Source organism: Methanogenium sp. MK-MG (genome assembly GCF_009914725.1).
Lineage (GTDB): Archaea > Halobacteriota > Methanomicrobia > Methanomicrobiales > Methanomicrobiaceae > Methanogenium.
In genome coordinates this window covers 1-12,147 of the sequence record NZ_JAAAWJ010000060.1, presented here as the reverse complement: position 1 = coordinate 12,147, position 12,147 = coordinate 1, and the positions used below count along the sequence as shown (strand labels likewise).

Genomic DNA, 12,147 nt, shown 5'->3' with positions numbered 1-12,147 from the left:
GTATGATTGCCTATATTCCCCGTGCTAACATCGTCCAGGTTGCAGAGGTGAACCAGCGCACGGTCATCGAGTACGCACCGGAGTCAGATCAGGCAGAGGTCTACCGGCAACTGGCCCGTACGATTATGGAAAACACGACACTCACCATCCCCACCCCCCTTGAGATGCATGAACTCGAAGAACTTGCCCGGTCGCACCTCAAGGTATGAGGGTTGTACGGTCATGGGCGTCCTCTCGGTCAGTGCCTTTCTGACCGATGCAGTGACCCTGATCCATGGCCCGGACGGGTGCACCCACATCAATGCATCACTCCTGCACACCACCCTTGCCGAACACGACGTCTTCCGCATCCCGGAGATTGTATCTACGGGACTTGGTGAGAATGAGATAATATTCGGCGGCGAGGATGCACTCCATGATGCACTGAACACTGTCTGTGCAGATGACCCGGCTGCGGTGGTGGTCGCAAGCACCTGTGTCTCAGAGACCATCGGGGATGATGTGGCAGGTATCTGCAGCCAGTCGTGGGACTGCCCGGTCGTCTATGTGCCCAGTTCAGGGTTTCTCGGCGGTACCTTCACAGATGGCTATAACAGTACACTCACCGCCCTCTCTTCTTTTATTTCCCCCGGTGAACAGGACCCGGACAAAGTGAATATTGTGGGTGAGAAGAACCTGGAGTTCGAGGCAGAGGACAATTTCCGGGAGGTATCCCGCATCCTCGGTATGCTGGACCTTGACGTGAACATCCGGTATGTGCGTGACATCACGGTGGAGGATATCGGGAGGTTCGGGGATGCGGGGCTGAACCTCTTCCGGGAGGACAAAGATGGCATACTGGGGCGGCATTTCAATGCCTGCACCGGCATCCCCTCCCTCCCTGAGTTTCCGGTCGGACTCTCTGCAACACTGCAGTTCATCGGGGATGCGGGCCGTCTCACCGGCCGGGACACAACGGATGCGGTCCGTGCCGAAGAAGAGCGGCAGACCGGACTTGCGGATGAATTCTCAGATCTGGCAGGTGAGTATGTGACCTTTGACTCATTCGGGTTCCAGTCAGCAGAGATGGAAATGTTTGCCGAGGTGGCAGAGGCCGTGGGTATCAGGGTCTCAACGGAAGGCACGGTTATTCCCATTCCCTTCTGTATGCCGGTGGGCACGCTCGGCCTGCGGCGGATGCTCCGGCAGTGGCGGAGGTTTATCGATGGCTAAACCATGCATTACTCCCCTCTGGCCCTGTGCGATGGTCGGTGCCGCCGCGGCGATGGCCGGGCTGGACGGGACAGGCGTTATCATACACGGGGCGTCAGGCTGCTACTTCTTTGCAGACTCTCTCATCCCTGACCCGGTGAACTGCACCTGTCTTGTTGAGGATGAGGTAATCTTCGGCACCGGTGACCGTCTGCATGAGGTGGCAGAGGCCCTTGTGCCATTCAGCGAGAAGATTGTGGTCATTAACACCTGTGTGCCTGCGACCATCGGCGAGGACCTCGGCCCCTACTGTGCCGGGTGCGACCCCCTGATCATCGATGCCCCTGGCTATTGTGGCGACATGACGGATGGCTACAGGCTTGCGCTGGCAGCATTCCCGGCAGAGACTGACCCGTCACGTGAAGGGGTGAACATCGACGGGCTCATGTCGACCGATCCCTTTGCCGCCGGCAACCGGATGGAAGCCGAACGCCTGCTCGCCCGTGCGGGCATACCGGTTGCAGCCCGGTACTGCGCCGATACGCTGGCCTCCGCCCTCAGACCGGCGGAGATGACGGTGACCGCGCTTCCCGATGTGGCCTCAGGCATCGGGCAGTCCGTTGGGTCACTCTGTGGACTGGATGCCATTGAGATGACCTTTTCTGCCCTGTCGGATCTGTTTCCGGATGCAGACTGCGCCCCGGTCATGGATATATGTGAGGAGACCGAAGAACTGGTGGTCAAGGCATGTGACCGCTACCTCCGTGTCAGCGACCCGCCGCGGGTGGCGCTCTTCGGGATGGCCGGTTACGTTGATATGGCTGCAGACCTCTTCACCACCTTCCTGGATGCGGAGATATGCTGTGCGGGTGCCCGCAACCAGCCGCCTGAGGGCTCGGTATGCATCTGGGCCCCGGACCTGGGGGCCGTGAAAGAGATGATTGCGGCAGGTGACCCTGACCTTCTCATCGGGTCCCGGTATGAAGAGACTCTTGCACCGAATGTGCCCTTTGTGCAGACAACCACTCCCATCCGCAAAAGTTCAATGCTCTGCCACCGCCCGCTGATAGGTAGTGAAGGTGTCCTCTGGCTCATCGAGTCTGCGATAAACGCAGAAAAAAAAGAATGCTAAATTTCTGAATATTATTTTTGTCTGTCTTCCTGGCGGATTTCCCGTCCGCAGTGGGGGCAGATGTCATATTCACTCGTGCTGTTGGTATATTTTTCCTGATTCAGCTTCTTTTTTACCTCCTCTTCTTCCTTAATGACCTCGGAGAATCCCGACGCGAGTATACCGGCAGGGAGGGCAAAAAGGCCGATGCCGACGAGGGAGATGACAAAGCCCAGTGCCTTGCCCATCGGGGTTATCGGCACCATGTCGCCGTATCCGATGGTTGCAATGGTGACAATGCCCCACCACATCGCCTCCGGAATACTGGAGAAGATCTCCGGCTGGGCAGCAGTTTCGATCTGGTACATGAGGGAGGCGGCAATGACAAGCACCACCATGATGATGAAGACCGTACCTAACAGTGACTCCCTGTTTCGCTCCAGTACCTTGATCATGAGCCGGAATGAACGGGAATACCTGCCCAGTTTAAAGAAGCGAAATACCCTGAGTGTCCGCAGGAAGGTGACATTGGCGCCCGGGATAAGGAAGGGGAGATAGTACGGCAGTATGGATATGAGGTCAATGAGGACAAGCGGGGTCAGGGCGTACCGGATTCGTCCGGCAATGGGTTTTTGGTATTGTTCATCTGCGGTGCATGACCACATTCTGAGTATATATTCAATGGCGAATGCCACTGCCGTGACAATTTCAATGATGGCAAATATCCAAAAGTAGCGAAACAGCATACCGGGGACGCTTGCAAGAATTAACTCTCCAACGCTGATGAGGATGAGGCAGATGATGACCATGTCAAACCAGAAGCTGGTCCGGTCACCCTCTTTGGCCGAGGATACAATCTCAAATATGCGCGCTTTTATCCGACCCATCCGTCCATCTTCCTCTGTTAGTATTTTTTATCAGATTTATTCAGGGTTTTGGTCTGGTATTTTTTTGATTCTTCTGTGATATTCTTCCCGTGCCACCGTTTGTGGGGTAATTCCGGCGCATTTATCCGCTGGTATCGCAAATACCGGGTAATGAATGAAGACTGCCGTCAGCTGGTGCACCTGGGGTTTGGTGTCCTCATTGCCCTTGCGATTTTTGTCCTTGGCAGAGAGTATGCCATCATGGGGCTTGCCCTGGGCCTCTTCGGCGGGTTTGTGCTCATTGACCTGGTGGACCGCGGCTACCGTGTGCCTGTTGCATCAGCGATGGTGAAGAATCTTGAGCGCACCGGAAGGATGCCGGGATACGGCGCGGTCTGTTTTGTGCTCTCTGCACTCTTCTGCCTGATCTTCTTCCCCGTGGACTATGCCGTGGCAGGGGTGCTCACCCTTGCGGTCCTTGATTCTGTCAGCACAATGGCAGGAATGCATTTCGGCCGGCACCGGGTCTTCAACGGTAAATCATGGGAGGGCACGACAGGTGGTATCATTGCGGCATTCATCCCTCTTGCATTTCTCCTGCCACCTCTCACTGCGGTTGTGGCGGCAGTTGTTGCAGGCATCGCAGAACTGGTCTCACCCATTGAAGACAACCTGGTGATACCCCCGGTTGTCTGCCTCCTTTGTCTTGCCCTTGCCTGAGGCTGCATACACCTTTTTTTATGGTCTGATACAAAGGCATATTATCCCGTAACCCGGATTCGGTGAGTGAGTATGAGAAATCCCCGGGCCCGCCCTGCCGGAATGCACCCTGCTTCGGCATTTGATGTTGCAAATGTCCATTTTTCAGCGGTCTATGATCCGACGCTCCATCTTGTCATGCAGGCAGACGGTGCCTTTGATCTCTCTGCCCTGGAGACTGCGGTGGAGGCAGCGGGCATGATGGCACCCATCCTTGCATCACACTATGTTGAGGAAGCGGACCGGGGATACTGGCAGTCCGGCATGGGTGAAAAACCCGCCTTCTCCGTCCATGAGACCACCGGGACGATGGACCTGAATCATCTCCCGCTTGCGTCAATAGACCCGTTCACCGGTCCCCAGCTGGCAGTGCGGCTTTGCAGGAGTGCCGGAGAGGAGGGGGATATTCTCATCATCTCCGGTCACCACGGGGCCATGGATGCAAACGGTCTCTTCCAGGCAGCGTCCCTCTGCGCCGATGCCTACCGGCGGGTCTGTGAGGGGAGGCCGCCTCTCTTCCAGGGCCCGTCATGGGAACCCCGCGGCACAGATGCCGTCAGTGTTCAGTTCTCAGCCGAAGAACTTGATGCCGTGTGTGAACATGAATCTGCGTCTGCAGACGACTGGTCGTTTCCCTGCCGTGATGGTCCGTGCGGGGAGGTTGTCTGGGACTCATTTACCATTGGAGCGGATCAGGTCACCACCATGCGAACCTCCGGGAAGGCTGCCGGTGTGACCCTCAATGACCGGATTATGGCGGCTTATTTCTGTGCCCTCATGCAGGTCTGCGGGGATGCGTATGCAGAGGCTCACTCTCTGGGCATTCTCGGTGCAATGGACCTGCGCAGGTATCTCCCTGTTGCGCCATCCCGCAGTATCTGCAACCTCTCGGTTGCCTATGAACTCTCCCTCTCTCCCGCCTGCTGCGGGGGAATGGCTACGGCCCTGCCCGCTGTTGCAGAGGCGATGCAGGAGATGAAGCAGGGGAACTTTGGCCTGGGGTCGATGGTGCTTTACGAACGCCTCTATGCAGGCGGTGCCGGTGCGGTGCAGGTCTTTATGAAAGGCATGGCAGAGGACTACCGCCTCACCGGGAGGAAGAATCCCTTTGTGAGCAATGTGGGTAATATTCCTTCACCTGCGGCAGCGTTCCGGCATGGAGAAGGTGACACGCCCCTGCAGGTCACCGCGGCCTACCTCACCACCAGGGAGGCCTACCCTCCGGGTATCGGTGCCTATGTCTCCACCTATCGTGATGAGATGACGGTGATAATCCCTTCCTGCGCCGATGCCCACAACCCGCAGGACATCCGTGCCCTTGCGGGTGCGATGCAGGCTTTTCTTCTGGAAGACCCTTGCGTAAATTGACATTCAGATATTCCCGTCTTCTCTCCATCTCCTGTACCGGAATCTCCGGCGCAGGATTATTATTTCTGCGGTTAATGTATCTGGTAGATGATTGTATGAACCGGGCCCGCACCCCTGACGGCATCACCTGTGTGCATAATGCGGTCCTCTGTGGCCCGGATGGCGCTGCATGACAGGTCAGATGAAGGCGGGTGTTGAGACCCTTCTCGGAGATCCGAAACCGGCCATCCGCAGCCTTGCCTGGCCGGTGATGGTCGGTATGCTGCTCCAGACGGTCTATAACCTGACCGATGCATTCTGGGTGGCAGGCCTTGGTGCAGACGCGCTTGCGGCGGTCGGGTTCTTCTTTCCCTTCTTCTTTGCGGTATTCGGCTTTGCAAACGGTATGGGTGTCGGTGTGGGGGCGGCTGTTTCCCGTCATATCGGCATGCGTGACACGGAAGGCACGAACAGTGTCGCCCGCCACACGGCAGTGCTGGTCCTCGTATTCTCTGTTATTATCACCATCGCCGGGCTCTCAGTCACCGACAGTTTTGGGATGATTCTCGGGGAGACTTCAGTCGCTGCGATGGCCGCAGGCTATGCTGACATCATCTTCATGGGCACATTTTTCATTCTCTTTCTTGCCATCGGCAGCGCGCTACTCCGCGGTGAGGGGGATGCAAAACGGACGATGTATGTGATGCTCGTCAGTTCTCTTGTCAATATTATTCTTGACCCGATCTTCATATACGGGCTGGGGCTTGGTGTCGAAGGTGCGGCATGGGCAACGCTTGTCGCATTCATCTCTGCCTGTATCCCGATATTCTGGTGGCTTTTTGTGAAACGGGATACCCATGTGCAGATCTCCTTTGCCGGTTTTTCGTTCTCCCGGCCGATCACATGGGAAATTCTGAAGGTTGGCATTCCCGCATCTGTTCAGCATGTCTCAATGGCACTGACGACGTTCGCTCTCAACCTCCTCATTCTTCTGGTGGCAACCACAGACGAGGTCGCCATCTATGTCACCGGCTGGCGGGTGATTACGATTGGCATCACGCCTCTTATTGCCATCACCACTGCGGTCGTCTCAGTATGTGGGGCGGCCTACGGGGCGGGCCTCATCCGCAAGGCAGAGGAGGGGTATTTCTATGCCATCCGGCTGGGAGTCGCAATCAGCCTCGTTGTCACTGTTGCAGTCTACATCTCTGCCCCGTATGTTGCTCATGTCTTCACCTATAGTGAGGATGCGGCCCACCTCTACCCCGGCCTCGTCACCTTCCTGCAGACGGTCTGCTTATTCTTCCCTGCGATGAGTTTCGGGATCTTCTCCGCCTCACTTCTACAGGGATTCGGCCGTGGTCTGGACTCACTCGTGATCACCCTTATTCGCACTATCTTCTTGATAGTTGTCTCGTGTTATCTTCTTGCAGTCACCTTTGGCTGGGGCATCATGGGCATCTGGTGGGGCCTTGTCATCGGGAATACCCTCGGTGCCGGCGTTGGATTTGTCTGGGCACGAGTCTATACCAAAAAGCTCATCCGGCAGGTGGATGTCCCGGAGGAATCGGTTTAATGAGGTGTGGCAGGCAATGCACATACAATGCAGATCACCGGTGCACAGTTAGAGGAGATCACCCGGTGGCAGGAGGAGAAGGCATCTCTGTTATCTCCCCATGCCTGCCGTGACGATGCGGCCATTCGCCGTGACGGCGGGCTTGCAGAAGACCGGATCATCCGGCCCGCCTTTTTCCGGGATGTTGACCGGGTCATCCACTCCCGGGCATTCTCCCGGTATATTGACAAGACCCAGGTCTTTTATCTGCTGGATAACGAGCATATCACCCATCGTGCGATTCATATCCAGCTGGTGGCAAAGATCGGGCGAACCATCGGCCGTGCCCTCTCCTTAAATGAGGACCTGATTGAGGCGATTGCCCTCGGCCATGACATCGGCCACCCCCCTTACGGGCACTTCGGGGAGGAGTGCCTCTCTGCTCTCTGTAAAACACACCATATCGGTTCCTTCCGCCATGACGTGCAGAGCGTACAGTTTCTTGACACGATAGAGGACACGAACCTCACCCTGCAGGTCCTGGACGGCATACTCTGCCATAACGGTGAGGTGCACAATACCCGGCTTACCCCTGACCTAATCACCAGCTTTGCCGGACTCTCCCGGAAAAAGGAGCAGCTGCTGCATGGCGGCGACCCGGCACCCGGCACCCTTGAAGGCTGTGTGGTGCGGGTTGCAGACACCATCGCTTATCTCGGGCGGGACCTGCAGGACGCGATTGAAGTTGGTTTTCTCACCTCCTCCCTTCCTGGTCTCCCTGATGACTGCCGAAGGGTATTCGCCCTGACAGGAGACTATCGCCGGTTTAACGCGTCCATCATCGACACGGTCTGCCGGGATGTCATCGCCTGCAGTTTCGGCTGCGGGGAGGTCCGTTTCTCACCGGAGGTATCGGCCTGTGTGCAGGCACTCAAAAAATACAACTATGATATGATCTATGAGAATGAAGTCCTGCACGCACAGGACGACACGATCCGGGCACTCTATGCCTTTGAGTTTGAACGGTTCCTCACCGACATCGAAAAGGAGCACACGGACTCGCTCATCTACAAAGACCTTATCAGAGCGGAGTATGTCTCCCCGGCATATATCGCGGCGGCATCGCCCGCGGAACTGGTGCGGGACTATATCGCGGGCATGACGGACAAATACTTTGAGTCCATTCCGCGGGAACTGTTGATTCCGAAACGGCATTTCCGGAATCATGCCGGGAAGATGGGGCTGGATAAGTTGAATGTCGGGTGAGGGTGTCAGTATGGATCTAAAGACGGTATGTGTTGTTTTACAACAAAACCTTCCCATCCGGACAGCTTCATTTTTCCGACAGCTGAGACTGTTGCTCTTCTCACCCGATCAATTTTTCACGGGGCAGTCGGCCAGACCTGTTGATCTGAAAATTCCGTTCCTTATTGTCTTTGGTCTGTTTCTGGTCGAAACTGCCGGAAATTATGATGATGTCACTGGCCTCATTCGTTCGTTGGAAATCGGTGACCCGTCCATGTACCCAACCATATACCTGGGCCTGTTTGTAATAATCCTCCAGCCATTTTTAGTGTGGCTGTATTATTCGGCAGTGTTCTATGGGATTTCATACCTTTATGTGGGTCGGGGTACGTTCTCCGGAACTCTTGCCTCTGTGGGGTACGGGTGCGTCCCCTTGGTCATCGGCAGTCTCCTTCTCCTGATTCTCTTCCAGCTCATCTCCATGCCGGTTCAGGATTATTTCATTCCCTCCCATGTGGCAGCACATGCAACTATCACATCACTGATTGATGCAGGGGTTACGATCTCTGTTCTCCTCTGGTGCGGGTTCCTCTGGACCGCAGGTATGCATCATGCACGAAACCTATCCTCTCGTCAGGCGAGGGTGACCGTTTTCGTTCCCGTAGGGCTGGCAATATTTGTAAAGATCGTATGGCTTCTGTGGAAACTGGTAATAGTATCCAAACAGTATGCAGGATTGTGAATATGAAAAAATCCGGTATGAACCGAAAATCAGTATGTGTTGTTCTATTGCTGATCGCATGTGCCCCTCCGGTAGCGGCAGCATCTATCATCCAGCTGACGAACGATTCGGCACTCGATTCGTATCCGTTCTGGTCGCCGGATGGAAAAGAGATCGCCTTCACTTCGTTTGATGGCAGCCATGCCGGCATCCGGGTGATGGAGCATGACGGACAGAACCTGAGGCAGGTGACGGACAACCGTTCGTGGGAGTTCGCCCCGTTTGATCCCTGGTCACCTGACGGAAAGACTCTTCTCTTCCTATCCGTTTCTGCAGGGGAGTTTGATCTCTGGACGATGAGCCCGGACGGGACCGGGAGGGTGCGCCTGACCGAAGGAGGCCGCATCATCCCCGGTCTGACGCTCTCCGGATACGGGGCGGACTGGAGCGCTGACGGGAAGCAGATCGTCTATACATCCTGTCTCTTTGATAATGCGGCTATCTGGAAGTCCTTCGTTGATACTGTTGCAAAAGGATCACCTGCGGTGAATTATTCGGCCATACGCAAAGAAGCAGATCTCTGGGCCATGGATACAGACGGCAGCAACAAGCGACAACTGACGACCGGTGGGGATGCTCGTTTTTCCCAGTGGCAGCCCCACGGGAATAATATTGCATATCTCTCGGATACCTCCGGGAACAGGGAGATCTGGATCATGAGTGACGACGGAACAGGAAAGATGCAGGTGACGTGCAGCGAAGGGAATGTGTCAGAATATATGTGGTCACCCGATGGGGGCGCATTCGCGTATGTCGTCGCTGCTCCCCCTGATAAATTCCCTGAATTCTCTATATGGGTGACAACGGTTGATGGGTCAGGTTCAAAGCAGTTGACCTCCGGGAACTGGGATCAGTCCCCGGTCTGGTCGCCGGACGGCAGCAGGCTCGCGTTCAGGTCGGAGTCCGGAAACCAGACGGGACTCTGGGTGATGAAGAGCGATGGTTCCGATCTCACAGCCCTTACTCCTGGAAACATGAGATACTTTATGCAACAGTGGTCGCCTGACGGAAAAACGATTGTCATGAGTGATGGCGATGATCTATATCTTATTCCACTTGAAGATCAGACGGCGTCGGCATCACCGGGGTTTGAGGTGGGTATTGCGGCTGTGGCACTCTTTTTCGCAGGCTATCTGATAAAAAGACGGTTCTGATGATGTGCGCCGGGAATGGATAATTTTATGTTTTGCCATCGGCAGTCAAATAGCGTTTAAATGCCATATCCTGCGGATTTTTGCCCCGGAAAAATGCGTCCACACAGAAGCCCGGAGTGGGCAGTTCCCAGTCGAGACATCCAATACATCCTCCTAAAATATTCACTAATGACGACCCCTCATTAGTCCGCGATAATCCGTATTTTTAGCAAATAAAAGGCATTACAACCGTATTTTCCCGCCGGAAAAAAAGAACAAAAAATACGCCCATTTCACCCCCCAATTCTCCAGCACAGGGGGTCAAAGAGGGTGGATAAAGGGTGACAAAAAACAGGGATGGGTGGTAGCCCCCGTTCCTGATTTCCATGTTTTCCTTCCTTTATTGACTGGCAGATAAAAAATAGAGAAATTGCTATCTCTCCGCAGAGGGAATTGCCCATATGTATCGGTAGACCGGATAGCTTTCCCCATTACCTTCTGCCGTTCCCGAAAAGACATACACCGGATACACATATTCCTGGGAAGAGACCAGAGGTTCAATCCAGTACGCAAGTGAGATGTCGGTAATCGTCACTTTATCATAATTCCCTTCCAGTGGTGTAATGACATCATTTCCCGCTGCTAATTCTTTCGTTGCCTGCTCTGGACTGATGATGTTGGAATATCTGACAGGTTTTTCTTCCAGTTCCCGGGATTTTTTTGTCACCCCCACCACTTCACCACCTTCGCCGATGTAGACCGTTGTTGCCCCTCCTATTGTCGGAAGATCATTGATGGTCTGCCTGCACTGAGCCGCAAGGGTGACGTTATAGGAACTGATCTCTTTCCCGGCATCCCATGCACCCTGACTGAAATAGACTGATACCTGATTGAAACAGTCCCCTTCAGGGAGCAGGCCTCTGTCCGCACAATATGTTTCGGCAATCACCTTTGCTTCATCATCTGAGGGTAAATCCGGTTGATGATCAACGGTTGGGAACATTTTATCCGGAATCGTATACCGGAATCCCCCGGAATTTATGAAGACCTCAATCCGCTCGTCCGGCTCTTTTGATGTATTTTTTATCTGGAGAATCCCGGAACCCATGGTTGAAATATCACCCTCAAGACTGAATATTTCTGCAATTTCTCTGACGTAGTCCTCTGTTACGACTGGTGTGACTGTTTTATACACCGGATACGTCTCATTCACGGTCGGCATCTCTGCTGAGAGAATATATATGGTGCCTGAACCGGTGGAGACGGTTACCGGTGATCCTAAATCCTCACTTCCGGGTATTCCGCCGAAAAGATATACCGATGTGATTATGGCTATCCCCAGTATCGCAAGCAACAGGAAACCGAGTTTATACATTTTCATTATTTTTATGCACCCCCCCATACAACAGTGCTCAGTCTTTCACAAGACGGAAAAGGGTTTCGGATACATGATATACCGTTACCGTTTGACAGAGACGATTATTCACAGGGGAGGGGGAACGTCCTCATCCTCTTCGAATCAATGACCGGTATGGTGACCTGAGTCAGAATGGTAATGCCGGGTTCAGGCCGTACCACAAAAGAAAAAAAATATCAGAGCTGTTTCCATGTTCCGTGGAAACGCTGCAGGGCGGTGATATGACCCAGAACACCGAAGATGATGAGCATCACGTCCATCACCGTGATGCCCGCATACACCGCTCCCGGAATGAATGCGGCAATGATGCCGAAGATGATCAGGAGGAGCAGACGGTCGGCCCTTCCGAGGATGCCGCCGTAGACCCTGCCCACGCCCACCGCCTGTGACTGTGTCCCGAGGTAGGAGGACATCAGGACACCGGTGAGGGCAAAGACACCGATAAAAGGTGAGGCGAGGGGGCCTGCAAATATGCCGGTGATGATGAATATGTCGGCATACCGGTCGATGACATGATCGAGGAAGTCCCCCTTCATCCCCGCGCTGCCGGTGACACGGGCAATCGCCCCGTCCACCCCGTCAAAGAAGGCATTGAGGAGGACAAAGATGACCCCTGCCATGGCTGCTTCGTAATAGAACGCCGCCCCTCCGGCAACCGCCGCCAGCAGGGCAATCACCGAACAGGCGTTCGGGGTGAACCCGACTTTTGCCATGCCGCCTGCTACCGGTTCAATGATCCATT

At 54.7% G+C, this 12,147-nt stretch carries 11 protein-coding genes and 1 pseudogene; 9 read left to right on the top strand and 3 right to left on the bottom strand.

The window, feature by feature from the left end:
* The 3 genes and pseudogenes from MKMG_RS08630 to MKMG_RS08620 all read left to right on the top strand — a co-directional run.
* Nucleotides 1-209: pseudogene (locus MKMG_RS08630) on the top strand (nitrogenase iron protein); the annotation flags it as partial.
* A gap of 13 nt (nt 210-222) precedes the next feature.
* Entirely contained in the window at nt 223-1,212 is a 990-nt protein-coding gene (locus MKMG_RS08625) for a nitrogenase component 1 (RefSeq protein ID WP_165077326.1), read from the top strand.
* A complete protein-coding gene (locus MKMG_RS08620; protein ID WP_165077325.1) occupies nt 1,205-2,323 on the top strand; it encodes a nitrogenase component 1 in 1,119 nt (372 codons plus the stop codon). Before MKMG_RS08625 ends, MKMG_RS08620 begins: the two co-directional genes overlap by 8 nt.
* A gap of 11 nt (nt 2,324-2,334) precedes the next feature.
* Here the strand turns inward: MKMG_RS08620 and MKMG_RS08615 are convergent, their stop codons facing one another.
* Nucleotides 2,335-3,189: an ion transporter gene (locus tag MKMG_RS08615; RefSeq protein WP_165077323.1), complete on the bottom strand. Its 855-nt coding sequence runs from the start codon at nt 3,187-3,189 to the stop codon at nt 2,335-2,337.
* Between the two features lie 150 nt (nt 3,190-3,339).
* Between MKMG_RS08615 and MKMG_RS08610 the strand changes: the two genes are divergently transcribed.
* The 6 genes from MKMG_RS08610 (at nt 3,340) to MKMG_RS08585 (ending at nt 10,009) form a co-directional block, all read left to right on the top strand.
* Complete coding sequence (locus MKMG_RS08610) at nt 3,340-3,888, top strand: diacylglycerol/polyprenol kinase family protein (protein ID WP_165077322.1); 549 nt, start codon at nt 3,340-3,342, stop codon at nt 3,886-3,888.
* Nucleotides 3,889-3,960: 72 nt separating this feature from the next.
* The gene (locus MKMG_RS08605; protein ID WP_165077321.1) at nt 3,961-5,295 is read left to right on the top strand and encodes a hypothetical protein; all 1,335 of its coding nucleotides are present in this window, start codon (nt 3,961-3,963) and stop codon (nt 5,293-5,295) included.
* A gap of 169 nt (nt 5,296-5,464) precedes the next feature.
* Nucleotides 5,465-6,850 (top strand): MATE family efflux transporter, encoded by a 1,386-nt coding sequence (locus MKMG_RS08600; protein ID WP_165077319.1) that lies wholly within the window; start codon nt 5,465-5,467, stop codon nt 6,848-6,850.
* A gap of 27 nt (nt 6,851-6,877) precedes the next feature.
* On the top strand, nt 6,878-8,095 hold the full coding sequence (locus MKMG_RS08595; RefSeq protein ID WP_165077318.1) for a deoxyguanosinetriphosphate triphosphohydrolase family protein: 1,218 nt from the start codon (nt 6,878-6,880) through the stop codon (nt 8,093-8,095).
* Between the two features lie 10 nt (nt 8,096-8,105).
* Nucleotides 8,106-8,816 (top strand): Yip1 family protein, encoded by a 711-nt coding sequence (locus MKMG_RS08590; protein WP_165077316.1) that lies wholly within the window; start codon nt 8,106-8,108, stop codon nt 8,814-8,816.
* Nucleotides 8,817-8,818: 2 nt separating this feature from the next.
* Nucleotides 8,819-10,009, top strand: a complete 1,191-nt coding sequence (locus MKMG_RS08585) for a PGF-CTERM sorting domain-containing protein (RefSeq protein ID WP_254059147.1) — start codon at nt 8,819-8,821, stop codon at nt 10,007-10,009.
* Nucleotides 10,010-10,421: 412 nt separating this feature from the next.
* Here the strand turns inward: MKMG_RS08585 and MKMG_RS08580 are convergent, their stop codons facing one another.
* Nucleotides 10,422-11,369 (bottom strand): hypothetical protein, encoded by a 948-nt coding sequence (locus MKMG_RS08580; RefSeq protein ID WP_165077313.1) that lies wholly within the window; start codon nt 11,367-11,369, stop codon nt 10,422-10,424.
* A 212-nt stretch (nt 11,370-11,581) separates the two neighbouring features.
* Nucleotides 11,582-12,142: a CDP-alcohol phosphatidyltransferase family protein gene (locus tag MKMG_RS08575; RefSeq protein ID WP_254059148.1), complete on the bottom strand. Its 561-nt coding sequence runs from the start codon at nt 12,140-12,142 to the stop codon at nt 11,582-11,584.
* Nucleotides 12,143-12,147 lie beyond the last annotated feature (5 nt).